The organism is Tateyamaria sp. 7Alg 36 (assembly GCF_059882455.1).
Genome location: NZ_CM187613.1, coordinates 2430134 through 2456143, shown reverse-complemented (window position 1 = coordinate 2456143; position 26010 = coordinate 2430134). Strand labels below are relative to the sequence as shown.

The window sequence follows — 26010 nt, the reverse complement described above, 5'->3', positions numbered from 1 at the left end:
GACCAATTTAGACTGGATGCAATCTTTATCACGCCGGTGTATGACGGCAGGCATGACATGGCTTGACCGCATCCTCTTCTTTTCACCGCTCGACGCGATTGCGCTGGGCGCACTTGTGCTGACTTGGCTGCTGATCGGGTGGCGCATCGAATTCTCCCCCAAGGGTAGACCCTCCACTTCACAAATCATGGCCGAGTTCCGGCGCGAATGGATGACACAGATGGTCACCCGCGAACCACGGGTCTTTGACGCCCAGATCGTCGCAAGCCTGAGACAGGGCACAGCTTTCTTCGCATCCACTTCTGTCATCGCCATCGGCGGTGTACTGGCCGTGATCGGCAGCGCCGAACGCCTGACCGGCATCGCCAACGACCTGACGATGATGGACAACCCCGCCTTTGTTTGGGAGGCCAAACTCGTCGTGCTGGCCCTGTTCCTGACCAATGCCTTTCTGAAATTCGTCTGGGCCAACCGGCTGTTCGGCTATGCCGCCGTGGTGATGGCAGCCGTCCCGAACGATGTCACCCATCCGCTCTGCGACGTGCGCGCCGCCCAAGCTGCCGAGGTCAACATCACCGCCGCCAGATCCTTTAACCGCGGCCTCCGCTCTATCTATTTCGCCCTGACCAGCGCTGCGTGGCTGGCAGGCCCTGTCGCCCTGCTCGCAGCCACCGCTTTTACCCTCGCCGTAATCTGGCGCCGCGAGTTCGCGTCGCAGTCTCGCACGATTCTTCTAGGCACGGACACGTGAAAAGACATCTGGCGCGCGTCCATATACGATCCGAACCATGATACGCGCGATCCTCATTCTGCTCAGCCTCGCCTGCCCGCTGCAAGCGGATGAACCTGTGATCGAGACGGTGACGGTGACGCAAACCGCCCCCAACGAATTCCGCTTTGACGTTACAATCCGCCATCCCGACACCGGATGGGACCATTACGCCGATGGCTGGCGGGTACTGGATATGGACGGCAACGAACTCGGCCTGCGCGAACTGTTCCACCCGCATGTGGACGAACAGCCATTTACCCGCAGCCTCAGAGGGGTAAATATCCCCCCCTCCATCACCCGCGTACAGGTGCAGGCCCGCGACTTGCCACATGGCTGGAACACCTCAACCACTCTGGTAGACCTGCGCTGACTGAAAGCGGATCAGGGGGCCAAAAGAATTCGACTCCAGCTTCTTTTGGCTAAAAATACTGTGGGGGAGACCGAAGGTCGGGGGTGAACCCCCCTAAAACTTGGCGTCGCGCAGCGGCAATCGGGTCAGACGCGGTGGTAGGGGGTGCCGGCGAGGATGGATGCCGCCCTGTAGAGTTGCTCGGAGAGCATCACGCGGACCAGCATATGGGGCCAGACCATGGCACCGAATGACAGTTTATGATCGGCTTCGGCGCGCAGGCTTTTGTCGATACCATCCGCGCCGCCGATAACAAATGCCAGATCGCTGCGGCCTGTGTCCCGCCATCCGGCGATCCGGTTGGCGAAGTCTGGGGAAGATTCGGCGCGGCCGCGTTCATCAAGGCAGCAAATCACCGCGCCTTTCGGCAGCGCCTTGCGCAAGAGGTCCGCTTCGCCCCCCATGCCGCCGCCCTTCTTGTCCTCGACCTCGACAATCGACAAAGGGCCGAGCCCGAGGGCACGTCCCGTACGGTCAAACCGCGTTTTGTAATCGGAAATGAGGTCATGCTCGGGACCGCCCCTAAGGCGGCCCACCGCGCAGATATGCACCCGCATCAGCTGCGCTTCAGTTGTTGGTCGCCGCTGTGGGCAGCCACATCTTCTCTAGCTGGTAGAACTCGCGCACTTCGGGGCGGAAGATATGGACGATCACGTCGCCTGTATCGATCAGCACCCAGTCGCCCGTGCCCTTGCCTTCGGTACGCGAATTGCGCCCGAACTCGGCCTTGAGCCGCTCGACCAGCTTTTCCGACATGGCCGACACTTGCCGCGTCGAACGACCCGAGCAGATGACCATGTAATCGCCGATCTCGGTTTTGCCGCGCAGGTCGATCTGCACGATGTCTTCCGCCTTGTCGTCGGAGAGTGAGGAAAGAACGGCCTCAAGGAGCAACTCGCTTGTGGCTTGCGTTTTCGCGTTGGCCATCATGGCCGTCGCTCCATCAGCGGCGTGCACCGCTTCTGCAGAAATTGACAGGACATTGTCCTCCTTTTCATCGCGCCGCCGATGTCCCCGGCGCTGGGACCTTTATATATTAGCCACGCATGCGTCACTTTTCAATGAAGCGCGTGATTTCGTGCCTTTATGCCCCGCAATTTGGCCACAGCCGCCGCGTCCCTAGTCAATTGGCACGTCCGGCGGCGTACCACCGCCCAGCACGCGCACCTCGCGTTGCGGGAAGGGAATCGAGATATCGTTGGCTTTGAAAATGTCCCACAGCGCAAGGTAGACCGAGCCGCGAATATTGGTCAGCCCCCCTGTCGGGTCGGTGATCCAGAAGCGCAGGATGAAGTCGACCGAACTGTCGCCAAAGCCCACCACATGGCACACAGGGGGACGGCTGGTTAGCACGCGTTCCACATCCGCCGCCGCCTCGACCGCCAGTTTGCGCACCAGATGCGGATCGTTGTCATAGGACGTGCCAAAGAAGATATCGAGGCGCACGAACTCGTCACTATGGGACCAGTTCACCACCTGCCCAGTAATCAGGTCTTCGTTCGGGATCAGGTATTCCTTGCCATCCCGCGTCACCACCGAGGCATAGCGCGCGCCCAAGGTCTGGATCCAGCCGAACGTATCGCCAAGGCTGATCACGTCACCAGGCTTGATCGATTTGTCGAGCAGGATGATCACGCCCGACACAAGGTTACTGACCACCTTTTGCAGGCCAAAGCCCAGCCCCACACCAATCGCGCCGGACAGCACCGCCAGCCCTGTCAGATCAATGCCAAGCGAACGCACCCCGATAAAGAAGGCCATCGTGTAGAACACGATCTGGACCACTTTGGTAATCAGCACCCGCATCGAGGGCGAGATATCCTCGTTCCGCGACACGCGCGCCGAAGTGGTCGTGGTGATAAAACGCGCGGCGACCAGCAACATGCCGATGACGACAATCCCCTTGACCACCGTCAGCATGGACAGACGCATTTCGCCAAAGTGAATGGCCGTCGCTTCGAGGATGCGCGCGGTTTCGTCAACGATCCCGAGGATATAGAGCGTCACGTAGATCAGCGCGCCCAACCGCACCGCGCGGCGCAGCAGGACGGACCGGATCAGGCGGGTAACAAAGGCCACCACAAGCCAAGCCAGCACCAGCGTCCCGATCAATGACAGCACATAAGAACGCGACGGCCACGTGACTTCGCGCATGATCAGGATCACCACCCAGATCAGTATCACATAGAAAATCTGGCGCAGCCGCTGGTGGATCACCACCAGCACACGCATCCGCCATTTGGGCCAGCCTTCGCGCGTGGCCATCCATGCGCGGATATGTGGCCCAAGCCAGCGACGCAGCAGATGCGCCGCCACAAACAGGCCCAGTGCGATCAGAAGTTGATATCCCACCCATGGCCGCATCGTCAGCGCCAGCAGCGCGAGAATTTCGGACCACAGGGTCATCACAAGGGCGATCACCGATTCGACGAGGGTGGCACCATCATCCGTGGTGCCTTGCACGGCGGCTTCGGCGGCTGAATTGACCGCGTCGAGAATGGCGTTGCTGTTATCCTCGGAGATATGGTTGGCCATTGCGCCCCTTTCGATCCCGTTCAAGGTCGCATGACGCATAGCGATGTGGCAAGTCCCTGCCCCCGATCAGAAAAAGGGCCAACACATGACACAATTCCTCCACAATTGGCCGCCAGTTTCTACCTTAGGTTTTAAACGAGTTGGACAGATATTATGCGATCTTTCATGCAATCCCTCTATGATCTGGTGCTGCGCGCGCAGGGTGGCTACCTGCTTTTTCTCGCGATGCTGACCTTGGGGGCAGTGCCTTCGGCCCTGATGGAAGGGGCGATCTGGATGCCATATCTGTGCATCGGGGCGCTGTCCCTCGTAGTCGCCTTAGGGTTGTTACTGAAGGGGTGGACGCCTGCGTTTCTTGCCCGCCCGTCTGGACTCTTGTCCCTGTTCGCGGCGCTGTGCGGCATTTCCGGCGTTTTTGTCGTCGGCGCGCTGGCCGCTTATGCGGGGATCATCGCATTGGGCCTGCCCGAGCCGTTGTCGCGCAATGCCGCGACGGTGATGGCACTACCGACGCTGGTGATGACCGGCATGCTGTGGTTGATCGCCCCTGCCCTCGGGTTGATCGCGCCGGACGCCGGATCGCCGCCCGATGCACCGCAGATCGCGGACCTCCCCAACGTCACCGGACATGTGACGCCCAAACGGCCCCGCCCCTCTGCCTATGCCAAGGCGCTGCGGATGAAGCAGGCCGCACAAACGAACAGCGCGCGCGCCTAACGCGCTCGCTTGCTTGGCTTGCGGAATCCCGTTAACAGCAAGGCATGAACCGCCTCTTTGACATGGATGACCGCGCGCGACTGCGCGAACGCTTTTACGGGGCGACGCATTCCGTGCTCGCGCGTCTATAAACGCGCCTGTTTCCGTTCATCCATTCAAATACCGCCAATCAAAGGGAGAGGACCCCATGTCCCCCAAGACGCTTTACGACAAAATCTGGGATGCCCACGTGGCTCACGAGGCCGAAGACGGCACATGCCTGCTGTATATCGACCGCCACCTCGTGCACGAAGTCACCAGCCCGCAAGCCTTTGAAGGTCTGCGCATGACCAACCGCACCGTGCGCGCACCGGACAAGACAATCGCCGTACCTGACCACAACGTGCCGACAACGCTGGACCGTGCCAATGCCGCGACCATGACCGAAGACAGCCGCGTTCAGGTCGAAGCGCTGGATAAGAACGCCAAGGATTTCGGCATTCACTACTATCCTGTGTCGGACGTCCGTCAGGGCATCGTGCACATCGTCGGCCCAGAACAGGGTTGGACCCTGCCCGGCATGACCGTTGTTTGCGGTGACAGCCACACAGCCACCCACGGCGCGTTCGGCGCGCTGGCCCACGGCATCGGCACTTCCGAGGTCGAGCACGTTCTGGCCACGCAGACGCTGATCCAGAAAAAGTCCAAGAACATGAAGGTCGAGATCACGGGCAAACTTGCCCCCGGCGTCACGGCCAAGGACATCACCATGTCCGTCATCGGCAAAACCGGCACCGCCGGTGGCACCGGCTATGTCATCGAATATTGCGGTGAAGCGATCCGCGATCTGTCGATGGAAGGCCGTATGACCGTCTGCAACATGGCCATCGAGGGCGGCGCACGCGCAGGCCTGATCGCACCGGACGAAAAAACCTTTGCCTATTGCAAAGGTCGACCGCACGCCCCCAAAGGCGCGCAGTGGGAAGCCGCTGAAGCATGGTGGAAAACGCTGTACTCGGATGACGACGCCCATTGGGACAAGGTCATCACCATCAAGGGCGAAGACATCGCCCCCGTCGTGACGTGGGGCACATCGCCCGAGGACGTTCTGCCGATCACCGCCAATGTCCCTTCGCCCGAGGATTTCCAAGGCGGCAAGGTCGGCGCAGCGCAACGCTCGCTTGAGTATATGGGCCTGACACCCGGCATGCCGCTGACCGATATCGAGATCGACACCGTGTTCATCGGTTCCTGCACCAACGGCCGCATCGAAGACCTGCGCGCCGCTGCTGCCATCCTTAAGGGCAAAAAGATCAAGGACGGCCTACGCGCCATGATCGTTCCCGGTTCGGGTCTGGTCCGTGCGCAAGCCGAGGAAGAAGGGTTGGCGGATATCTTCAAGGAGGCCGGTTTCGAATGGCGCCTTGCGGGTTGTTCCATGTGTCTGGCGATGAACCCCGACCAGTTGAGCGAGGGCGAACGCTGTGTGTCGACGTCCAACCGCAACTTCGAAGGGCGTCAGGGCTATAAGGGGCGGACGCACCTTGTATCCCCCGGCATGGCGGCTGCCGCTGCGATCACCGGACGCCTGACGGATGTGCGAGAGTTGATGTGATCAACACGCTCGCCCGCCCACAGATCGGTGCGCTAGGCCTTGCGCACTTCGCTGTGCGACTTCAGCACCTCGCTGCCGTCGTCCTGTTCGATCTTGTAGGCGGGCGAGTCGTCACTGGCATCTCGGGTCACTTCGTTGCCCGAAATCTTGAGAGTGATCTTCTGGGTGTAAACCTTGGTGACCTCTCCGGTGCCGGTGCCGTTGCCCCAATCCCATTCGACGGTCGTGCCTTCTTTGTATGACATGATCTGATCCTCATAATCTGTCTGTTCGCATGAACAACACGCGGTGCGCGGGCCGGTTCCCGCAAAACCGCAAAGCCAAAGGATGAACCCAATGGACAAATTCGAAACACTGACAGGGATCGCGGCGCCCATGCCGCTGGTCAATATCGACACCGATATGATCATTCCCAAGCAATTCCTGAAAACCATCAAACGGTCGGGCCTCGGCGTGAACCTGTTTGACGAAATGCGCTATGACCGCGAAGGCAACGAGAACCCGAACTTCGTTCTCAACAAGGACGCATATCGCGACGCCGAGATTCTGGTGGCAGGCGATAACTTCGGCTGCGGTTCCTCGCGTGAACACGCCCCGTGGGCGATCAAGGACTTCGGCATCCGCTGCGTCATCGCGCCGTCCTTCGCCGACATCTTCTATAACAACTGCTTCAAGAACGGCATTCTGCCCATCGCTCTGCCCACAGAAGTGGTCGATGTGCTGATGAAAGACGCCGAAAAAGGTGCGAACGCCCGCATGACCGTCGATCTGGAAGCCCAGACCGTCACGACATCCGATGGCGAAGTATTCTCGTTCGAGGTGGATTCGTTCAAAAAGCACTGCCTGATGGAAGGGTTGGACGACATCGGCTTGACCCTCGCCAAAGAGGCAAGCATCGACAGCTTTGAAGCGCAGGCAAGCCAAGCGCGCCCGTGGGTTTAACCCCCGACTGCAAGAGCTAGATGGCCTAAACCTAGAGGCCAATATGCCCACAGCAGGGCCCAACCACTAGATGTTGGGCCCTGCCTATTTTTTGACATCGTTCTGATGCACAATGGCACCACCCCCTCCTTCAAAATGCCCAAAGCGTTACCTGTTATACGTGTCGAGACTTGAGCGCCCGAAGTAATCAAGGCAGAATTAGGGCAATAATGAGGCACCCGCCCGATAACGAGGTGGGATCAAGTTGGGACAAGTACGCGACAATGTATCGTGGCTGGCCAGTTTGAAGGGATCGAGACGTGATAACACGAATTTCAGGTGCCGCATTGCGCGGCCTGCTGATGGCATTGATGATTTCGACGCCGGCGCTGATTGTGCCGGGGATTTCGATCGACACATCGCAAGTGACCGTCCTGATCGCTATTCTGGCGTCGTTCCTGACGTTTGTTGAATACTATTCCGGCAGCCCCAGCATTGTTGAATTCCGCGACGCGTCGCCGTTTAACCGCATGCGCTTTTTCGGCCTGTTCGTAACCGTTCTGATGCTCAGCCTGATCTGCAAGGGCAAGACCGATCCTACGCTGCTGACCGGCGCGCTAACGTCGATCGGGCGGATCATCGGCAACAGCATCGACTTCCCCTATTCGCCGGTGCGCCTTGTGGTGCTGATGCTGCCTGCGGGTGTTGATTACGACGTGGTGCAGTCTGTGCGCTCGGCGGCGGGGCTGTCCTATCTGACGTCGCTGTTGTCGATGGTGGCCTTTCTGGTGCTGGTGCGGGTGCTTGGCTGGCCCTCGCGTTCGGGTGCATTCAACGTTTGGGTCAACCTGCCGCTGTTCGATCCCACGACGGGCGGCGATGTGTTGCAGCGCCTGAACCGTGATGCGCGGATCAACATCGCCCTTGGCTTCCTGTTGCCCTTTGCCATCCCCGCGCTGGTCAAGCTGGCAGCGGACCTGCTAAATCCGATCTCACTGGAAAACCCGCAAACCCTGATCTGGACAATGAGCGCATGGGCCTTCCTTCCTGCCAGCATGATCATGCGCGGCATCGCCTTACAGCGGATTGCGGACATGATCCGCGACCAGCGCAAGCGCGCCTATGCCAGCGCCGAGGGCGAGTTACAGCACGCCTGATCGCGCTTTGCCTTGCGGCTTTTGCCTGCCTCGCGCCGGTACTGGCCCAAGCCGACAGCGGCGCAGCACCCGCGGCGCCCCGCGCCGGCACCATTCGTATCGCCACCTATAATACCGAACTTCAGCGCGACGGCCCCGGCCTGTTCCTGCGCGATCTGGTGCGCGGCACCGATCCGCAAATCGACGCCGTGTTGCAGGTGATCGCCGCCGCCGATGCCGATGTGCTGGCGCTGCAAGGCATCGACTATGACCTGACGGGCGAGGCGCTGCGCCGCTTTGCCAAAGCCGCCGGATACCCCCACAGCTTTGCCCTTCGTCCCAACACCGGACTGCCAACCGCGTTTGACATGGATGGTGATGGCAGGCTGGGCGGGCCGCGTGACGCCCAAGGCTATGGACGGTTTTCGGGGCAGGGCGGCATGGCGATCCTGTCGCGTTTTCCTATTGATGCGGAACGTGCGCAGGATTTGTCTGACCTGCTGTGGGTCGACATGCCCGATGCGTTGTTGCCCGAACAGAACGGCACGCCCTTTCCGAGCGTTGAGGCGCTCGCCGCGCAACGTCTGTCTACTACAGGCCACTGGATCGTGCCGTTGGCTGGCCCTGCGGGGCCATTCGATCTGTTGACCTTTCACGCCACACCGCCGGTTTTTGATGGTCCCGAAGACCGCAATGGCAAACGCAACCACGACGAAATCCGCCTATGGGCGCACGTGCTGGCGGGCACTGTGGGCACGGCACCTGCGGGCGCGTTCGTGATCGCGGGCGATGCCAACCTCGACCCCGAAGACGGCGACGGGATCAAGGCGGCGATCCGGTCGCTGCTGGCCCTGCCGCAACTGCAAGACCCCGCCCCGCGTGGCCATGCAGGTACCGATACGGTGGACTGGTCCGACCCCGTTCCAGGCGATCTGCGGGTGGATTACGTGCTGCCCTCGACCCACTTCACCGTGGTGGACAGCGGCGTAATCTGGCCCGCGCCAGAGGATCCGATGGCGGCCACCGTGGCGCTGGCAAGCCGTCACAGACTGGTTTGGGTAGACCTGTCTTATTGACCCTGCCCTGCTGGGCGCGTAACGGAAACTGAACGAATTGAACGCCAGACCAGCAGGAGACTTACCCATGTCCAACCCTTCGCTTTTGATCCTTCCCGGTGACGGTATCGGCCCCGAAGTGATGGACGAAGTTGTCCGCGTCATCGACTGGTTCGGTGCCAAGCGCGATCTGCCCTTTGACGTCGAAACCGATCTGGTGGGCGGCGCGGCCTATGACAAGCACGGCGTGCCATTGCATGACGACACCATGGCACGCGCGATGGAAGTCGATGCTGTGTTGCTGGGCGCCGTAGGTGGCCCGAAATACGACAACCTCGACTTCTCGGTAAAGCCCGAGCGCGGCCTGCTGCGCCTGCGCAAGGAAATGGACCTGTTTTCCAACCTGCGTCCCGCCCAGTGTTTTGACGCACTGGCCGACTTCTCGTCCCTGAAAAAGGACATCGTTGCGGGCCTCGACATCATGATCGTGCGCGAGTTGACCTCGGGCGTCTATTTCGGAGAGCCCCGCGGCATCTTCGAAGAAGGCAACGAGCGCGTCGGCATCAACACGCAACGCTATACCGAAGCCGAGATCGAGCGCGCCGCGCGCTCTGCCTTTGAACTGGCCATGAAGCGCAACAAGAAACTGTGCAGCATGGAAAAAGCCAACGTGATGGAAAGCGGCATCCTGTGGCGCGAAGTCGTGACCAAAGTGGGCGAAGAATACCCCGAGGTCGAGCTGAGCCACATGTATGCCGACAACGGCGCGATGCAGCTGGTGCGCGCACCCAAGCAGTTCGACGTCATCGTGACCGACAACCTGTTCGGCGACATCCTGTCCGATTGCGCCGCGATGCTGACCGGCAGCCTTGGCATGTTGCCTTCGGCCAGCCTTGGTGCACCAATGGCCAATGGCCGCGCACGGGCGATGTACGAACCGGTACACGGCTCGGCCCCCGATATCGCGGGTCAGGGCAAGGCCAACCCGATTGCTTGCATGCTCAGCTTTGCCATGGCGCTCCGCTACAGCTTTGATCAGGGCGACGAGGCGACCCGCCTTGAAAGCGCGATCGAAAAAGTGCTGGCCGATGGCGCACGCACGGCGGACCTGATGGGCCCCGAAGGCGGCACACCGCTGTCCACCACCGAAATGGGCGACGCCATTCTGGCGGCGCTTGACGCGTCTCTCTGACGCGCGGGCAAGCGTTCGGGGTGTTGGCGGCTGTCAACATCCCGTCGCGCCCCCATTGCGTGTGAAATACGCGCAGCGATGGCGCCAAGGTGCCGATTGTCGCGAAAACGCAATCGAAACCTTTTATCTGTTATCGCAAACAGGCATTGCCGTTACATAAGGTCCGTAAAGCAGGCTGTTTGAAACGTATTCAGGACAGGGAAAGTCACGATGCAACCAAATGCAAAAGGCGCACTCCTGTCACTGGTCGCGTTCGCCGTCTATGCGACCCATGACGCGTTCATCAAAATTTTGGGCTCAACCTACTCGCCCGTGCAGATCGTGTTCTTCAGCGTCTTGCTCAGCTTTCCTTTGGCCACGCTTAGCCTGATGCGGGAAAAGGCGCCTGGCACCTTGGTGCCGGTGCATCCATGGTGGATCGGGGCGCGCACCATTGCCGCCGTCATCACAGGTTTCGCGGCCTTTTATGCGTTTTCGAACCTGCCGCTGACCCAGACCTATGCGATCCTGTTCGCAACGCCCCTGATCATTACGGTGCTGTCGATCCCCGTGCTGGGCGAAAAGGTGCGCCTGCCGCGCTGGTTGGCCGTGTTTGTCGGGCTGGCAGGGGTCATGGTCGTACTACGGCCCGGTCAGACGGATCTGTCGCTGGGCCATGCGGCGGCGTTGCTCGCGGCCTTTACGGGGGCTTTTGCGTCCATCGTGCTGCGCAAGATCGGCGCGGACGAACGGCCTGTGGTTGTCATGCTCTATCCGATGGTTGCGAACTTTGTGGTCATGGGCGCGCTGCTGCCCTTCGTCTATGTGCCGATGCCGCTTGAGCATCTTTTGTACCTCGGCATCATCTCGGTCTTTGCGTGGATCGGCGGGCGCGTGATCATCACCGCCTATCAGGTCGGCGAGGCGGCAATCGTGGCCCCGATGCAGTATTCGCAAATCCTGTGGGCGACCCTTTATGGCATGCTGTTCTTTAACGAAGGGCTGGACCTGTTCACCGGCATCGGCGCGGCCATCATCATCGCTTCGGGCCTGTTCATCGTCTTCCGCGAAAGCAAGGGCGGCCATTCGGCCAACACGCCGGTTCTGCGTACCCGCAGCCGGATCGGCACGCCCTCCATGTTCCGCGTCAGCGACCTGATGAAAAGCGGGCGTGCCCGCGACAAGGCGTTCGGCTCGGCCCCCTCTGCGAAATAGAATCGCCTGACGCCCTGCCCCATCAAAGGGCAGGGCGATGCGCCGGCACCTGTCGTTTGCCGAGAAACGCAGCGCAAAACAGGGCCGGATTTTCAAAAAAGCCAAACCGCAGTTCCATGATTTCAATATGGATTGCGCGCGCGCCGTTGCGCTTGCGCGGGCGCAAAACTGCTTCCTAATCTCCTTGCGAAACGCCGATGCAATGCACGGCGACATTCTGGGGCAAGGCTGGGAATATGGCACGTACCTACCTGAAAAAGGCGACATTGCGGGCATCCTCTGACGCGTCGGAAGTGCACGAAACGGTCAAGGCGATCCTTGCCGATATTGAGGCTGGTGGCGACGACGCGGCGCGGGCCTACGCGGCCAAGTTCGACCAATACGACGGCAACGTCCTGATGACCGAGGAAGAGATCGCCGCCGCCTGCGCCCGCGTGCCGGACAAGATCAAGGACGACATCCGCTTTGCCCATGACAACGTGCGCCGCTTTGCCGAGCTTCAAAAGGGAACTGCCACGGATGTCGAGATGGAGATCGCCCCTGGCTTTGTGGCGGGGCAAAAGCTGATCCCCGTGGATGCGGCGGGCTGCTACGTGCCGGGGGGGCGGTACAGCCATATCGCGAGTGCGATCATGACGGTCACCACGGCCAGCGTGGCGGGCTGTCGCCAGATCACCGCATGTTCCCCGCCCCGTCCGGACATCGGCGTGCCACCGGCCATCGTCTATGCGGCCCATATCTGCGGCGCACACAACATTCTGGCCATGGGTGGCGTGCAGGGAGTGGCGGCGATGGCCTATGGCCTGTTCGGCCTGCCCCGCGCCAATATCCTTGTCGGTCCGGGCAACCAGTTCGTGGCCGAGGCCAAGATGATCCTGTTTGGTCGCGTCGGGATCGACATGATCGCGGGCCCCACGGACAGCCTTGTGCTGGCCGATGCCACGGCGGACGCGCTTGTGGTGGCCACCGACCTCGTGTCGCAGGCCGAACACGGCTACAACTCGCCCGTCTGGCTGGTCACGGATGACCGCACGCTGGCCGAAAAGGTGATGCAGATCGTGCCGACCCTGATCGACGCCCTGCCCCCGATCAACCGCGACAACGCCCGCGCTGCATGGCGCGACTATGCCGAGGTGATCCTCTGCGCGGATCGCGAAGACATGGCCGCCTGTTCCGACGCCTACGCGCCCGAACACCTGACCGTACAGGCAGCTGACCTTGACTGGTGGCTGGGGCGGCTGACCTGCTATGGTTCGCTGTTTCTGGGCGAGGAAACGACCGTGTCCTATGGCGACAAGGCGACCGGCACCAACCATGTGCTGCCCACCTCCGGCGCGGCGAGCTATACGGGCGGGCTGTCCGTGCACAAATACATGAAGATCGTCACATGGCAGCGCGCCACCCGCGAAGGGTCAAGACCCGTGGCCGAGGCTACAGCGCGCATATCACGGCTCGAGGGGATGGAGGGCCACGCCCGCGCCGCCGATGTGCGCCTTGCCAAATATTTCCCCGACGAACAGTTCGATCTGCGCGTCGACGCCTGACCCCAACACGCAAGGACAGCGGTTTCGCCCCCGCATATTCACGATACAGTCGCCCCGCGACGACATCCCAAGAAAGGCACGCCGAACATGAACATCGCCCAGAAGATCACCGATGATCTTGTTGCGAACGACATTTCCTTTGTGACCACCGTACCCTGCAAGCAACTGGCCGGTGTCATCGACGAGATCGACGCAAGAGACGAGATTTTCCACATCCCCGCCAACAAGGAAGACGAAGGGATGGGCCTGTGCGCGGGTGCGTGGATGGGTGGCAAACGCCCCGCGATCATCATGCAAAACACAGCCATTGGCGTCACGATCAACTCGCTGGCGACGCTGATCCAGTACTACCGGATGCCCCTGCCGATGTTGATCTCCTATCGCGGGGAGTTACGCGAACCCGTCGCCTGTCAGGTGGAAATGGCGCTCCACACCAAGGCGCTGCTCGCGCAGATGAATATCCCCACCTACCACTTCCATTGGCAAAAGGACGTGGCCGAACTGGGTAACATCCTGAAATACACCTTCATGTGCAACAAACCCGTGGCGATCCTGACCGACGCCAACTTCTGGGGAGGCTATGGCGACCAATGATCCGTTCCGACATCCTGCGCGAGATCGCGCCAATCCTGAACCCGCACCTTGTTGTCTGCAATATCGGCCTGCCCAGTCAGGAACTGCATATGATCGACGACAATGCGCGCAATTTCTACATGCTGGGCACGATGGGCCTGTCGTCTTCGATCGGGCTGGGCCTTGCGCTGTCGCAGGACAAAACCGTGATCGCCATTGACGGCGACGGGTCGGTTCTGACCAACCTTGGCACGCTGCCAACCATCGCTAACAACGTGGCCGACAATTACATCCTGATGATCATCGATAACGGCTCTTACGGCTCGACCGGTGACCAGCCGACCTATGCGGGCAAAAAGACTCGGCTAGAGGCTGTCGCCGCCGCCTGTGGCTGCGAGAATGTCGTTACCTGCGAAGGCAAGGATACAGGCCAAGTGCTGCAAGCGGCCATCGACAGCCACAAGATGACGGTGATCGTGGTGAAGTGCGACAGTGGCAATATCAAGGTGCCTGTTATCACCATGGACCCCGTGGTGATCCGCGACCGTTTCATGAAGGCAGTGGCCGGATAAGCGCCGCGCCTAGAACCCGACCCTGTCGCCGCCCTTGAGGTCGAGGATCGCGCGCGCCTCGTCCGGTGTTGCGACCTCGTGGCCCAGATCTTCGATGATTCGACGGATCTTGGTCACCTGCTGCGCATTCGAGGTCGCCAGTTCACCACGTCGGATGAACAGGCTGTCCTCAAGCCCCACACGCACGTTACCGCCCATCTGGCAGGCGGTGGCGGCCAGACCCATCTGCGCGCCCCCTGCGCCCAGTACGGACCAGCGATAGGCATCCCCGAACAGACGATCGGCGGTGCGTTTCATAAAGATCAGGTTATCCACCTCGGCCCCGATCCCGCCCAGCACGCCGAACACGAACTGGATGAACACCGGCGCTTTGAACAGGCCCGCATCCATCAGGTGCTTGAGGTTATAAAGATGCCCCACGTCATAGCATTCATGTTCGAACTTGGTGCCCAACGGGGTCAACGTCTCGGCAGCCTCGCGGATATCGGCAAAGGTGTTGCGAAAGATATTCGCCTCGGACCCGAGGATATAGTCCTTCTCCCACGGGTGTTTCCACGTGTCATAGCGGCCCGCCAACCCGTGGAAAGCAAAGTTCATCGACCCCATGTTCAGGCTGCACATCTCGGGTCGGAACTCGGTCGCGGCCTCGATCCGTTCGGCAATGCGCATAGTCGGCGCACCGCCCGTGGTGATGTTGATGACCGCGTCGGTTGCCTGCTTTACCCGTGCAAGAATCGGCGCGTAATGTTCGGGCTCGACCGAAGGGCGGCCATCCTCGGGATCACGGGTGTGCAAATGCAGGATCGACGCCCCAGCCTCGGCGGCGGCAATGGCCTGTTCGGCAATCTCGTTCTGGGTGACAGGCAGATGGTCGGACATGGTGGGCGTGTGGATCGCCCCCGTCACAGCGCAGGTGATGATCGTCTTGGATGTCGCCATGGGTGGTGATCCTTTTCATGCGGTTTTACGCGAAGATAGCAGAAAATGCCGAAAAGGATGCACAGCGCATTCTCAACCAAACGAATCACAGAAACGGACGCCGCAATGCCGTATGGCGCCCTGCGCCGCTCAGTCATGTTGGTAGATCATAAGGGAGATAGTGGTGAGCCGTGCAGGGTTCGAACCTGCGACCCGCTGATTAAAAGTCAGCTGCTCTACCAACTGAGCTAACGGCCCCACTAGGTGGCGTATCTAGAAAGGGTGGCGCATGGGGTCAAGCCGATTCTTTGCTGTTTTTTGGCGACATACTGGATTCTGCAAATGCGGGCGGTTATATGCGCCAAATGCACGACACAGAATCCTCCGGTTGGCCCTTCATGAAGATGCACGGGCTTGGCAACGACTTTGTCGTCGTGGATGCGCGTGCGCGCCCTGTAGACTCGCCCAAAGCCCTTGTTTGCGCCCTTGCGGACCGCCATCGCGGCGTCGGATTCGACCAGCTTGCGGTCATCACCGAAGGGCAGGATCTGACGATTACGTTTTTTAATGCCGACGGATCGCAATCTGCGGCCTGCGGCAATGCAACGCGGTGCATCGCGGCGCGTGAGATGGCGATGACGGGCAAGGACCGGCTGGATATCGCCATTACCGGGCGCGGCCAGCTTGCCGCGCTGCGTGATGCGAACGGCGTAACGTCCGTGAACATGGGCCATCCGATGCTCGATTGGCAGGACGTGCCGCTGGCACAGGACACCGACACCCTCGCCCTGCCGATTGATGGTGCGCCCGTGGCGACGGGCATGGGCAATCCGCATTGCACCTTTTTCGTCAACGATGTGGCTGCAATCGACCTCGCCACACGCGGTGCCGAGATGGAGCATCACCCGCTTTTTCCCGAACGCACCAATGTGCAATTCGCCCAAGTGATCGGCCCCGACCATATCCGCATGCGCGTCTGGGAACGCGGCACAGGCATTACGCTGGCCTCCGGCTCCTCTTCCTGTGCGACAGCCGTGGCTGCAGCCCGCAGGGGGCTGACAGGGCGCACGGTGCGCATTGATCTGGACGGTGGCACTCTGCACATCGACTGGCGCGACGATGGCGTCTGGATGTCCGGCCCCACGGCCCATGTGTTTGACGGCACCCTGACCCAAGAGTTTCTGGACAGTTTATGAGCCCGCCCGTCTTCTCAAACCACGGCTGCCGCCTCAACGCCTATGAAACCAAAGCGATGGAGGAACTGGCGGCACAGGCAGGCATGCAGAATGCCGTTGTGGTCAACACCTGCGCGGTAACGGCCGAGGCGGTGCGCAAGGCCCGTCAGGACATCCGCAAACTGCGCCGCGCCCATCCTGACGCGAAACTCATCGTGACCGGCTGCGCCGCCCAGACCGAACCCGCGACGTTCGCAGGCATGGACGAAGTTGACGCCGTCATCGGCAATACGGAAAAGATGCAGGCCAGCACATGGGCGGGCCTTGCTGGCGATTTTGGAACCGAACCTGTGCAGGTGGATGACATCATGTCGGTCACCGAAACGGCAGGCCACCTGATCGACGGTTTTGGCACCCGCAGCCGCGCCTATGTGCAGGTTCAGAACGGCTGCGATCACCGCTGCACTTTCTGCATCATCCCCTTCGGGCGCGGCAACTCGCGCTCGGTGCCTGCGGGCGTTGTGGTGGACCAGATCAAGCGCCTCGTGGATCGCGGTTTTAACGAGGTCGTGCTAACCGGCGTAGACCTGACCTCATGGGGTGCGGACCTGCCCGCGACACCGCGCCTTGGCGATCTTGTGGTGCGCATCCTGAAACTGGTACCAGACCTGCCGCGCCTGCGGATCAGTTCGATTGACTCGATCGAGGTGGACGAGGCACTGATGGGGGCCATCGCCACCGAACCAAGGCTGATGCCGCACCTGCACCTGTCCCTGCAACATGGCGACGACCTGATCCTCAAACGGATGAAACGACGGCACCTGCGCGACGACGCGATCCGCTTTGTGCAAGAGGCGCAGCGCCTGCGCCCCGATATGACCTTTGGCGCCGACATTATCGCCGGTTTCCCGACCGAGACCGAAGCCCATTTCGAGAACGCGCTGGCGCTGGTGCAGGACTGCGACCTGACATGGTTGCACGTCTTCCCCTACTCGCCCCGCGCCGGCACACCTGCAGCCCGTATGCCGCAAGTGGATGGCGCCCTGATCAAGGACCGCGCCGCACGGCTGCGCGCCGCAGGCCAAGCGCAAGTGACCGCGCACCTAGCGGCCCAAGTGGGCAAGACGCACCGCATCCTGATGGAAAACCCGCATATGGGGCGCACTGAACAATTTGCCGAAGTGACCTTTGCCACCCCGCAAACCGAGGGTGCCATCGTGACCGCGCAAATCACCGGCCACAGCGGCACACAGCTACAGGCCTAAGCCCTCCTTCTCTGTTCCAAAAAATCCCGGGGACGCGCGCAGCGCGGGGGCAGAGCCCCTATGCCCCAACCATCCACGCGCCGTCTGCCCCGCCAATTCCCAGAATACTCCGCAAAACAAAAAAGCCCCGCCAGATTGGCGGGGCTTTCAAGCAAGAGATATGCGTCGCCTGTTATTTCTTCTTGGCGCGTGCCTTAACCGGTGCCCAGATGCGCTTGTTGGTCAGGTACAGCAGCACCGACAACAGCGTCAGGAACAGCACACCGACAAAACCGGCTTGCTTGCGTGCGGCAAGCTTGGGCTCAGCGGTCCACATCAGGAAGGCAGAGACATCCTCGGCCAGGTGATGCAGGTCGTTGGCGTGGCCATCTGCAAACTCGACATCCTCACCATAAAGTGGGGGCGCCATAGCGATCCAGCCACCTGGGAAGATTGTGTTTTCGTACAGGACGGAACCCGCTTCTTCCTTTTCTTCACCGGTATAACCCTGAAGCAGGGCCGCGATGTATTCAGGACCGCCGATGCCGTTCATCAACTGGTTGATGCCCAGCCCGTAAGGGCCGTGGAAGCCCGCGCGCGCCTTAGCCATCATGCTCAGGTCAGGCGCGTTGGACAGTGCAGAACCCGGGAAGTTGTCGTTAGGCGTTGCGGGGCGGAAATCGTCCAGCTCGGCGTCGAACACTTCGTAGAACTCGGCATAGGCACGAACCTGATCGTCGGGCAGGTGCGGACCACCGTCATCGCCCAGCGTCCGCAGTGGCACGAATTTCAGACCGTGGCAGGCCGCGCAGATCTCGGTGTAGATCTGCAAGCCGCGCTGCAACTGGTTCTGGTCGTAGGTGCCGAACGGTCCGTCAAAGGAAAACCCGATGTTTTCCACGTGGCCCGTTGCCTCGCCAGCGGCGAATGCGCCGGTGGTCAGCATGATGGCTGCCACCGCGCTTGCTGCAAGTTTCTTGAACATTCGCAGTCTCTCCTTATTCCGCTGGTTGCGTCGATGGGGACGCACCCGCATCGTCGCCACCGTAATGCGCGGCAAAGTCTTCTTCGATGGTCGCAGGCTGCGCATCCGGTTTCTCGATCACGCCAAGCAGTGGCAGGATGACGAGGAAATACGCGAACCAGTAGGCCGACGCGATCAGCGACAGCGATGCGAACGGTTCTTCCGCAGGCATCGCCCCCAGCCACATCAGGGCAAAGAAGTCGACAACCAGCAGGGCAAACCACCATTTGAACATCGGACGATAGCGGCCCGAGCGGACCGAGGATGTGTCCAGCCAAGGGGCCAGCGCCATCACGGCAATCGCACCGAACATCGCCATCACACCAAAGAACTTGGCGTCAACGATGCCGCCTGTCAGCGTCTCTGCGATGATCACAACCCAAACATCCGCCGTAAAGGCACGCAGGATCGCGTAGAACGGCAGGAAGTACCATTCGGGCACGATGTGCGCAGGCGTCGCCAGCGGGTTCGCCTCGATATAGTTGTCAGGGTGGCCAAGGTAGTTCGGCATGAAACCGACCACGGCAAAGAACACCACCAGCACAACGGCCAGCGCAAACAGGTCCTTGATCACGAAGTAGGGCCAGAAAGGCAGGGTGTCTTTTTCTGCTTCTTCCTTGGACCCGCGACGCACTTCGACACCTGTGGGGTTGTTGTTGCCCGTGGTGTGGAAGGCCCAGATGTGCAGGATCACAAGACCCGCAATCACGAAGGGCAGCAGGTAGTGCAGGCTGAAGAAACGGTTCAGTGTCGAGTTATCAACAGCAGGCCCGCCCAGCAGCCATGTTTGCAGCGCTTCGCCCACAAAGGGGATCGCGCCGAACAGACCGGTGATAACCGTGGCACCCCAGAACGACATCTGGCCCCATGGCAGAACGTAGCCCATGAACGCCGTGCCCATCATCAACAGATAGATCAGCATCCCGATCAGCCACGTGATCTCGCGCGGGGCCTTGTAGGACCCGTAGTAGAGACCGCGGAAGATGTGGGCATAAACAGCGATAAAGAACAGCGACGCGCCGTTGGTGTGAATATAGCGCAGCATATGCCCGCCGTTCACGTTGCGCATGATGTGTTCAACCGACGCAAAGGCCAGATCGACATGTGGCGTGTAGTGCATGACCAGCACGATGCCGGTGATGATTTGCAGCGCCAGACAGAACGTCAGAATAATGCCCCAGATCCACATCCAGTTGAGGTTCTTGGGCGTGGGGATCATCAGCGTGTCGTAAAGCAGACCGACAACGGGCAAACGCTTGGCAAGCCCCTTTTCCCAGCCAGCTTTCGGTTCGTAATGGTCGTGAGGAATTCCACCCATGGCTTATCTCTCCCTTAACCGAGTTTGATCGTGGTTTCGTCCACGAATTCAGCAACAGGCACCGGCAGGTTCGTCGGCGCGGGGCCGCGACGGATACGTCCGGCAGTGTCATAGTGCGAACCGTGGCACGGGCAGAACCAGCCACCGAAATCACCGGCGTCGCCCAAAGGCACACAGCCAAGGTGCGTACACACGCCCATCATGACCAGCCATTCACCGGCTTCATCCAGCGTGCGGTTTTCGTCCGACGCGTCGGCACCTGTTGGCGCGTTCGCGTTTTCCGCGCCCGTGTCAGGCAGGGTGTTCACGTCAACCTCGCGCGCGGCCTCGATCTCTTCGGGGGTGCGGCGACGGATAAAGACGGGCTTGCCCAGCCATTTCACAGTCAACTGCGTGCCCGGCTCGACGCTGCTGACGTCGACGCGGATGGAGGACAAGGCCAAAACATCTGCGGAGGGGTTCATTTGGTTGACCAATGGCCAAACTGCGGCTCCGGCTACGACAGCACCAGCGCCAGCGGTGGCGTAGTACAGGAAATCGCGGCGGTTACCTTCGTGCTCTTCTTCTGCGTGGGACACGGGGGACTTCTCCAGTTTCCGGCGACCCGGACGGGCCAATTGCAACACGCGCCGCAAAACCGCAGCGTGTGATTTATCGGGTTATCTATCTTCGCGGCGCGCCCGCGTCCAGCATACAATCTGACACACGTGGTCGCAGGGGCCGCTTTAAGCCTTTGATATGACCCATCAAGACCTATGTCAGTTTCCGCCCCGTTTTCACGCCACCTGTGACACAGCGATCACGGGTCGGTGATTCGCCGTTTCACGATGGAATCGGGGTGTTGTTCCGGCGCTGGAAATGCGCGCCGAAAGCGGTGACATGGCGTCAGGGTTTGCTGGCCTGCATCGACGGGCGGGCGGCGAAGGTTTCGAACCATGCGGCCAGTGCCGGACGGCCCTCGCGCCAGTTCCGGTCGCCGTGGCGCAGATCAAGATAGCCAAGGGCACAAGCGACAGAGATATGTCCGATCCCAATCGGCCCTGACAGGTGGCTCATCCAATGTGATTCCAGCGCGTTGAGCCCGCGCGAAACCTTGGCCCACTGCGCCTCGATCATCGCCTCGGACACTTGTTCCGGCGCGCGCAGGCGGGTTTCGTAGACCATCGCCACGGCGCTATCCATCATGCCGTCGCCGGTGGATTCCAGCGTCAACGCCTCCCACCGCGAACTGCCTGTCGGATACATCCCGCCTTGATAGAGGTCATCGAGGTAGGCTGTGATGACACGGCTGTCATGCAGGGTGATCCCGTCCTCGCGCACAAGCGACGGTAGGCGCGCCAGCGGGTTCGCCGCCACCAGCGCCGGATCAGAGGCAAGCACCGTGGTCGATACCTCGACCCGTTCGACCGCGTCGGTTTTCCCAAGCTCGTCCAGCAGGACAACGACTTTGCGCACGAATGGCGAGGCGGGTGAATAAAAGAGCTTCATGGCTGATCCTTTGCGTTTCGCCGCAACAGTATTCAGAGCGATCAGCCCTGTCTATCTGCACCGCGCATCAGGGCGGCAAGGATGCGGGTTTCGGACCCGATGCCATAGGCGTCCATATAATCCGCAGCGCGCAGGCGCACCGCGTCCGGCTTGTTCTGGTTCAGCTTCCAAGTGCCGTCCACCGCGTCGATCCGCATCCGGCATGGCACGATCTGGCGCAACATCTTGTCCAGCACATCCGGCGTCATCTTGTCGGTTGTCCACGGTGCCTTGGGATCCAACTGCTCTTCGAACAGTGCCGACTGGCGGTCCAGCAGGGCGCGCAATTCTTCCTGCGGTCGCAGTTCAAGCGGGCCTGCCAAATGCACGGCGACATAGTTCCACGTGGGCACCTGATCGGGCACTTCGTACCAGTCGGGCGATACATATCCATCTGCGCCACTGATCGCGATTCGCGCGGCGATCGGACCGGCGGACGCCAGCGCCCGCGCAATTGGGTTTGAACGGACCAGATGCAGGTCCATGTGCCCCGCATCCTCGGACAGCAGAAACGGCACATGCGACATCAATGGCCCCTCATCGCCATTCACCGCCAGAATGCCAAAGCTGCGCGCGCGGGCAAAATCAAGGTTCTGTTGCGCGGTTTCACCACGAAAGGCGGGATTGGGATGCATGGGTCGGGTCCGGTCACTGTTGCATCCCTCTTGCCTCTGGCGGCGGGACTTGGCAAGTTCGCCGTGTTCTCAGGGCGGGGCGGAATTCCCCACCGGCGGTATGCGGGCATCGACCCGTAAGCCCGCGAGCGCCTTGGCCTTGGCCAAGGGTCCAGCAGATCAGGTGAGAGGCCTGAGCCGACGGTCATAGTCCGGATGAAAGAGAACGTGCAGCGGTGCCGCCCTGACGGGTGTGTGGCGCTGTGCGCAATCGCCTTGGGTGAAGTGTCTGGACCTAAAGGAGATATCTGTATGACACACACCCGTTTCGCTTTCGTAAAAGCCCGCTGGCATGCGGATATTGTTGACCGTGCCTATGACGGTTTCACCGAAGTCATCCCCCCCGCACAGGTCGATGCCTATGACGTACCTGGCGCGTTCGAGATGCCGTTGATGGCACAGACGCTGGCCGCCGAAGGGCGCTATGACGCGATCATCTGTGCCGCCTTGGTGGTGGATGGTGGTATCTACCGCCATGATTTTGTCGCCGCCGCCGTTGTCGACGGACTGATGCAGGTGGGGCTGAAGACCGGTGTGCCGGTCCTGTCCGTATCCCTGACCCCGCACCAGTTTCAGGATACCGCGCATCACCACGCGATCTATGCTGATCACTTCGTGACCAAAGGGCGCGAGGCAGCGCAGGCGGCCTTCGGCATCCTTGAGGCGCGCAAAGGATTACGCTCAGTCGCCTAGATAGGCGCGCAGCGCTTCGGGCGGGTTGGCCATGATCTCGGCCACCGGAACGGGGGCATTTGCGTGGCCCTGATCCACAAAGATGACCTGATCCGCCGCCCGTTCTGCATCCTGCGGGGCATGGGTAATCATCAGCACCGTGGCCTGCGTTTCGCGGGCCACATCGCTGGTGAGGTCCAGCATCTCGGCGCGCAGCGCGGGGCCAAGCGCGGCAAAGGGTTCGTCCAGCAGCAGCAGCGGCTTGCCCTGCACCAGCACGCGGGCCAAAGCGGCGCGGCTTTGCTGGCCGCCCGAAATATCCGCCGGTTTGCGCGCGGCATATCCGCCAAGGCCGACACGGTCCAAGGCTTGGGCGACGGATGCCTGCTCGGGCGCGCTTAGCCGCAGGGACGGGCGCAGGCCCAGTCCGACATTCTGCGCCAGCGTCAGATGCGGAAACAGGTTGCCATCCTGAAACAGCATCGCAATCCCGCGCTGGTCCGGTGGCGCATCACTGACATCGCGCCCGCCGATGCGCACGGCACCGTTGCAGGGCAAATAGCCCCCGATGGCCCCTAGCAGGGTCGATTTCCCCGCCCCCGACGGGCCGATCACGGCGACGCGCTGGCCGCTCTCTACCGTGAAATCGGCGGTAAGGGAGAATGCCCCCTGCGTGACGCGCAACGCCTCAACCTGCAACATGCCGTCGCCCCCATGTGTCACACATCCAGAACAGCCCCAATGCCATCGCCAGCAGCAGCAATGCCGCCCCCGCCGCCGCATCGGTGCGGTAGGTGCCCATCAGACGGTACATCTGCAACGGCAAGGTGGCCATGTCCGAATCCGCAAACAGGGTGACCACACCCAGATCGCCCACCGACAGCGCCGCCGCCAGTCCGGCGGCAAATCCAAGCGGCGCGCGTACCCGTGGCAGGATCACAATGCGCCACAAGGCAAAACCGGATAGGCCCAGCCCAGCGCTCAGCCGTCCGTAATCCTTTAACACCTGCCGCATGGCGGGCAGCAGGATACGCACCGCAAAAGGCAGCGCCATGATCGCGTTGACCAGCGCCGTGGCCAGAAGCGCATAATCCACCGGCGAAGCGAAAGGGTAGATCAGGATGAACCACCCCGTCCCGATCATCAGCGGCGACGCGGCGAGGCCGATCAATGTCAGCGCCTCGGCACCGCCCCAGCGCGTTTGCGCCAGCCAGATCGAAACCGGCAGCGACAGCGCAACCAGCAGCACCGTGCACAGCACCGCCACCCACAGCGATGTCCATGCTGCGTGCCACACCAGCGGCGGCATCTGCCCCAAGCCGATCAGCCCCGCGCCGACAATGGCGCCCAGCGGCACCAACAGAAACCCAGCCGCCAACGTGATCCAGAGCGCGTCCAGCAAACGCAGCCCCAGCCCGCGCGCATCCCAGCGCTGCAACGGGCGGTCGCGTCCCATCTGCGCCGTCACCGCAGGCAACACCCAAAGCGCCAACACCGCCGCCGATCCGGCGACCAGCAATTGCAAAAGGCTCAGCACCGCGGCGCGGCCCAGATCGAATTCAAAGCGGAACGCCTGATAGATGGCCAGTTCGATGGTCGTGGCACGCGGCCCGCCGCCCAACGTCAGCGCCACCGCGAAACTGGTCAGACACAGGACGAAGATCAGCGCGAAAGCCCCCGGCACCACCTGACGCAATACCGGCCATTCCAGCGTGCGGAAGACCACCATGGGCGGCAGACCCAACTGGCCCGCAAGGCGGAACTGTTCCGCCGGAATCGCCTGCCAGCCTTGCAGGATCAAGCGCGTCGCCAACGGCATATTGAAAAACACATGGGCCAGCACCACACCGGGCAGGCCATAGATCGACAGCGGCGGTAGGCCTACCAGACCAAGCGCCGCACTGACCCATCCGGCACGGCCGAACACGGTCAGGATGCCCATCACCGCCACAATGACAGGCAGAATGAACGGCGCACCCAGAAGCGTCACCAGCACACCGCGCCCCACAAACCGCCGCCGCGCCAAGGCGCGCGCCACAGGAATGGCAAAGGCGACGCTGAACGCTGCCGACAAAAGCGATTGCCACAGCGTGAACCGCACCGCCGCGCCGTCGCCCGCACCGAAACGCACGGGCCAGTCGGCGCGGCTGGCCACAGCGGCCAGCGCGGCGAGGATCAGCACGATGACCACCCCCGCCGCGACCGGCCCCAAACGGGCGCCCGTTTTTACTGGGAAAGCGTGGCGCGCCATGTCTCGATCGCTTCAGCCTGAATTTCTGCGGCCTCTGTTTCGGAATAGAACAGAACCTTTTCAGGCAAAGGCAGATCGGACCACCCTTCCGGCCAGTCGGCCTGTGGCAGCGCGGATGGCAGCGACCAGTTCGCGCTCGGGATCATGGCTTGGAAATCCGCACTCATCACATAGTCCATGAAAGCATCGGCCAGTTCGGGCACATCCGTGCCTGCGATCTTGCCCACAGTTTCGGCCATGAAATAGTGACCCTCGGGGAAGATCGCCGCCTTCTTGGTGAAATCCTCTTCGGCGAACATGTGATAGGCGGGCGAAGTTGTATAGCTGAGGACCATGTCGGCCTCGCCATCGGTGAACAGGCCATAGCTGGCCGACCAGTCCTTGGTCACGGTCAGGATTTTGGGCGCAAGCTTGGCCCATGCATCGGCAGCGTCGTCGCCATAGACCGCCTCGACCCACAGGACGAGTGCCAGACCCGAGATCGACGTGCGCGGATCCTGAATCACGATCTTGATGTCGTCATCCATCTCCAGCAGGTCGGCAAAGCTTGCCGGCGGCGTGTCGATGCGCGTCTCGTCATAGATGAAGGCCGTGTGCCCGTAGTTGAATGGCAGGAATACGTCGTCCTCCCATGCAATGGGCAGGGTCAGCGCGGCGTTGTCCTGACCGTGCGGCGCGAACAAATCGGTCGCGCGGGCCTTGGCCGTCACGTCGGTGGACAGGCCGATCACGACATCTGCCTTGGTACGCTCACCTTCCAGCAGCAGGCGCGGCATCAGATCGCCAGTAGAAAATTGCAGATCGCAGTCGCAAATTTCCTCGAACCCCGCTTCGATCTTGGGGCCCGGCCCCCATTCAGAGGTGAAATAGTCACCCGCATAAACGGTCAACACAGGTGTGTCGGCCCATGCCGCGCCAGCGGCCAGCACAGCCACAGTTGTCATCAAATACTTCATCGCATTCTCCAATACAGAAGACGGCGGGAATTCGGTG

General features: G+C 61.3%; 29 protein-coding genes, 1 tRNA gene and 1 riboswitch. Of the genes, 15 read left to right on the top strand and 15 right to left on the bottom strand.

Annotated features, from left to right (window positions below; translation table 11 throughout):
• Positions 1–52 precede the first annotated feature (52 nt).
• The gene (locus AC6GQJ_RS12050; protein WP_500768535.1) at positions 53–751 is read left to right on the top strand and encodes a DUF599 domain-containing protein; all 699 of its coding nucleotides are present in this window, start codon (positions 53–55) and stop codon (positions 749–751) included.
• 37 nt (positions 752–788) lie between these two features.
• On the top strand, positions 789–1142 hold the full coding sequence (locus AC6GQJ_RS12045) for a hypothetical protein (RefSeq protein ID WP_500768533.1): 354 nt from the start codon (positions 789–791) through the stop codon (positions 1140–1142).
• A gap of 125 nt (positions 1143–1267) precedes the next feature.
• On the opposite strand, the gene rlmH is transcribed toward AC6GQJ_RS12045, so the two are convergent.
• The 3 genes from rlmH to AC6GQJ_RS12030 all read right to left on the bottom strand — a co-directional run bounded on the left by rlmH (position 1268) and on the right by AC6GQJ_RS12030 (position 3716).
• Positions 1268–1738 (bottom strand): 23S rRNA (pseudouridine(1915)-N(3))-methyltransferase RlmH, encoded by a 471-nt coding sequence (rlmH, locus tag AC6GQJ_RS12040; RefSeq protein ID WP_500768531.1) that lies wholly within the window; start codon positions 1736–1738, stop codon positions 1268–1270.
• Positions 1739–1748: 10 nt separating this feature from the next.
• Positions 1749–2111: a ribosome silencing factor gene (gene rsfS, locus AC6GQJ_RS12035; RefSeq protein ID WP_500768529.1), complete on the bottom strand. Its 363-nt coding sequence runs from the start codon at positions 2109–2111 to the stop codon at positions 1749–1751.
• 189 nt (positions 2112–2300) lie between these two features.
• Entirely contained in the window at positions 2301–3716 is a 1416-nt protein-coding gene (locus AC6GQJ_RS12030) for a mechanosensitive ion channel family protein (protein WP_500768527.1), read from the bottom strand.
• Positions 3717–3869: 153 nt separating this feature from the next.
• Here AC6GQJ_RS12030 and AC6GQJ_RS12025 point away from each other — a divergent pair, with 153 nt between their 5' ends.
• Both AC6GQJ_RS12025 and leuC read left to right on the top strand, forming a co-directional pair.
• Positions 3870–4433, top strand: coding sequence for a hypothetical protein (locus AC6GQJ_RS12025; RefSeq protein WP_500768525.1), 564 nt, complete (start codon positions 3870–3872; stop codon positions 4431–4433).
• Between the two features lie 187 nt (positions 4434–4620).
• Positions 4621–6027, top strand: coding sequence for a 3-isopropylmalate dehydratase large subunit (gene leuC / locus AC6GQJ_RS12020; protein WP_500768523.1), 1407 nt, complete (start codon positions 4621–4623; stop codon positions 6025–6027).
• Between the two features lie 32 nt (positions 6028–6059).
• Here the strand turns inward: leuC and AC6GQJ_RS12015 are convergent, their stop codons facing one another.
• Positions 6060–6272, bottom strand: coding sequence for a hypervirulence associated TUDOR domain-containing protein (locus tag AC6GQJ_RS12015; RefSeq protein ID WP_500768521.1), 213 nt, complete (start codon positions 6270–6272; stop codon positions 6060–6062).
• A gap of 91 nt (positions 6273–6363) precedes the next feature.
• Between AC6GQJ_RS12015 and leuD the strand changes: the two genes are divergently transcribed.
• From leuD to AC6GQJ_RS11990, 5 genes are all read left to right on the top strand, one after another.
• Positions 6364–6969, top strand: coding sequence for a 3-isopropylmalate dehydratase small subunit (leuD, locus tag AC6GQJ_RS12010; protein ID WP_500768520.1), 606 nt, complete (start codon positions 6364–6366; stop codon positions 6967–6969).
• Between the two features lie 299 nt (positions 6970–7268).
• A complete protein-coding gene (locus tag AC6GQJ_RS12005) occupies positions 7269–8105 on the top strand; it encodes a hypothetical protein (RefSeq protein WP_500768518.1) in 837 nt (278 codons plus the stop codon).
• On the top strand, positions 8102–9160 hold the full coding sequence (locus AC6GQJ_RS12000; RefSeq protein WP_500773905.1) for an endonuclease/exonuclease/phosphatase family protein: 1059 nt from the start codon (positions 8102–8104) through the stop codon (positions 9158–9160). The genes AC6GQJ_RS12005 and AC6GQJ_RS12000 overlap by 4 nt, the downstream gene beginning before the upstream one ends.
• A gap of 67 nt (positions 9161–9227) precedes the next feature.
• Complete coding sequence (gene leuB / locus AC6GQJ_RS11995) at positions 9228–10331, top strand: 3-isopropylmalate dehydrogenase (RefSeq protein WP_500768516.1); 1104 nt, start codon at positions 9228–9230, stop codon at positions 10329–10331.
• A gap of 210 nt (positions 10332–10541) precedes the next feature.
• Entirely contained in the window at positions 10542–11525 is a 984-nt protein-coding gene (locus tag AC6GQJ_RS11990; protein ID WP_500768514.1) for a DMT family transporter, read from the top strand.
• 22 nt (positions 11526–11547) lie between these two features.
• Here AC6GQJ_RS11990 and AC6GQJ_RS11985 read toward each other — a convergent pair whose 3' ends face one another.
• Positions 11548–11691 carry a hypothetical protein gene (locus AC6GQJ_RS11985; protein WP_500768512.1) on the bottom strand — a complete coding sequence of 48 codons (144 nt, stop codon included), beginning with the start codon at positions 11689–11691 and terminating at the stop codon, positions 11548–11550.
• Between the two features lie 70 nt (positions 11692–11761).
• On the opposite strand from AC6GQJ_RS11985, the gene hisD reads away from it, so the two are divergent.
• From hisD to comE, 3 genes are all read left to right on the top strand, one after another.
• Positions 11762–13069 carry a histidinol dehydrogenase gene (gene hisD, locus AC6GQJ_RS11980; RefSeq protein ID WP_500768510.1) on the top strand — a complete coding sequence of 436 codons (1308 nt, stop codon included), beginning with the start codon at positions 11762–11764 and terminating at the stop codon, positions 13067–13069.
• Positions 13070–13156: 87 nt separating this feature from the next.
• A complete protein-coding gene (locus AC6GQJ_RS11975) occupies positions 13157–13663 on the top strand; it encodes a sulfopyruvate decarboxylase subunit alpha (RefSeq protein WP_500768508.1) in 507 nt (168 codons plus the stop codon).
• Complete coding sequence (gene comE, locus AC6GQJ_RS11970) at positions 13660–14214, top strand: sulfopyruvate decarboxylase subunit beta (protein ID WP_500768506.1); 555 nt, start codon at positions 13660–13662, stop codon at positions 14212–14214. Before AC6GQJ_RS11975 ends, comE begins: the two co-directional genes overlap by 4 nt.
• Before the next feature lie 9 nt (positions 14215–14223).
• Here the strand turns inward: comE and kce are convergent, their stop codons facing one another.
• Both kce and AC6GQJ_RS11960 read right to left on the bottom strand, forming a co-directional pair.
• Complete coding sequence (gene kce, locus AC6GQJ_RS11965; protein ID WP_500768504.1) at positions 14224–15153, bottom strand: 3,5-dioxohexanoate:acetyl-CoA acetone transferase; 930 nt, start codon at positions 15151–15153, stop codon at positions 14224–14226.
• Positions 15154–15314: 161 nt separating this feature from the next.
• Positions 15315–15390: transfer RNA gene (locus AC6GQJ_RS11960), tRNA-Lys, on the bottom strand.
• Between the two features lie 107 nt (positions 15391–15497).
• On the opposite strand from AC6GQJ_RS11960, the gene dapF reads away from it, so the two are divergent.
• Both dapF and mtaB read left to right on the top strand, forming a co-directional pair.
• Positions 15498–16328 (top strand): diaminopimelate epimerase, encoded by an 831-nt coding sequence (gene dapF / locus AC6GQJ_RS11955; RefSeq protein ID WP_500768502.1) that lies wholly within the window; start codon positions 15498–15500, stop codon positions 16326–16328.
• Complete coding sequence (gene mtaB / locus AC6GQJ_RS11950) at positions 16325–17572, top strand: tRNA (N(6)-L-threonylcarbamoyladenosine(37)-C(2))-methylthiotransferase MtaB (protein ID WP_500768500.1); 1248 nt, start codon at positions 16325–16327, stop codon at positions 17570–17572. Before dapF ends, mtaB begins: the two co-directional genes overlap by 4 nt.
• A gap of 172 nt (positions 17573–17744) precedes the next feature.
• Here the strand turns inward: mtaB and AC6GQJ_RS11945 are convergent, their stop codons facing one another.
• The 5 genes from AC6GQJ_RS11945 to AC6GQJ_RS11925 all read right to left on the bottom strand — a co-directional run bounded on the left by AC6GQJ_RS11945 (position 17745) and on the right by AC6GQJ_RS11925 (position 22055).
• Positions 17745–18536, bottom strand: coding sequence for a cytochrome c1 (locus AC6GQJ_RS11945; protein WP_500768498.1), 792 nt, complete (start codon positions 18534–18536; stop codon positions 17745–17747).
• Between the two features lie 13 nt (positions 18537–18549).
• Positions 18550–19893, bottom strand: coding sequence for a cytochrome b (gene petB, locus AC6GQJ_RS11940; protein WP_500768496.1), 1344 nt, complete (start codon positions 19891–19893; stop codon positions 18550–18552).
• A gap of 14 nt (positions 19894–19907) precedes the next feature.
• Positions 19908–20471, bottom strand: a complete 564-nt coding sequence (petA, locus tag AC6GQJ_RS11935; RefSeq protein ID WP_500768494.1) for a ubiquinol-cytochrome c reductase iron-sulfur subunit — start codon at positions 20469–20471, stop codon at positions 19908–19910.
• Between the two features lie 307 nt (positions 20472–20778).
• The gene (locus AC6GQJ_RS11930; RefSeq protein ID WP_500768492.1) at positions 20779–21381 is read right to left on the bottom strand and encodes a glutathione S-transferase; all 603 of its coding nucleotides are present in this window, start codon (positions 21379–21381) and stop codon (positions 20779–20781) included.
• Positions 21382–21422: 41 nt separating this feature from the next.
• A complete protein-coding gene (locus AC6GQJ_RS11925; protein ID WP_500768490.1) occupies positions 21423–22055 on the bottom strand; it encodes an FMN-binding negative transcriptional regulator in 633 nt (210 codons plus the stop codon).
• 61 nt (positions 22056–22116) lie between these two features.
• Positions 22117–22266, top strand: a riboswitch (FMN riboswitch).
• An 80-nt stretch (positions 22267–22346) separates the two neighbouring features.
• On the opposite strand from AC6GQJ_RS11925, the gene AC6GQJ_RS11920 reads away from it, so the two are divergent.
• Complete coding sequence (locus tag AC6GQJ_RS11920) at positions 22347–22787, top strand: 6,7-dimethyl-8-ribityllumazine synthase (protein ID WP_500768488.1); 441 nt, start codon at positions 22347–22349, stop codon at positions 22785–22787.
• Here AC6GQJ_RS11920 and AC6GQJ_RS11915 read toward each other — a convergent pair.
• The 3 genes from AC6GQJ_RS11915 to AC6GQJ_RS11905 are packed head-to-tail and all read right to left on the bottom strand — an operon-like array spanning position 22776 to position 25973.
• Entirely contained in the window at positions 22776–23468 is a 693-nt protein-coding gene (locus tag AC6GQJ_RS11915; protein ID WP_500768486.1) for a thiamine ABC transporter ATP-binding protein, read from the bottom strand. The genes AC6GQJ_RS11920 and AC6GQJ_RS11915 overlap by 12 nt on opposite strands.
• Positions 23455–25017: a thiamine/thiamine pyrophosphate ABC transporter permease ThiP gene (locus AC6GQJ_RS11910; RefSeq protein WP_500768484.1), complete on the bottom strand. Its 1563-nt coding sequence runs from the start codon at positions 25015–25017 to the stop codon at positions 23455–23457. The genes AC6GQJ_RS11915 and AC6GQJ_RS11910 overlap by 14 nt, the downstream gene beginning before the upstream one ends.
• Positions 24993–25973: a thiamine ABC transporter substrate-binding protein gene (locus AC6GQJ_RS11905; RefSeq protein WP_500768482.1), complete on the bottom strand. Its 981-nt coding sequence runs from the start codon at positions 25971–25973 to the stop codon at positions 24993–24995. Before AC6GQJ_RS11905 ends, AC6GQJ_RS11910 begins: the two co-directional genes overlap by 25 nt.
• Between the last annotated feature and the right edge of the window lie 37 nt (positions 25974–26010).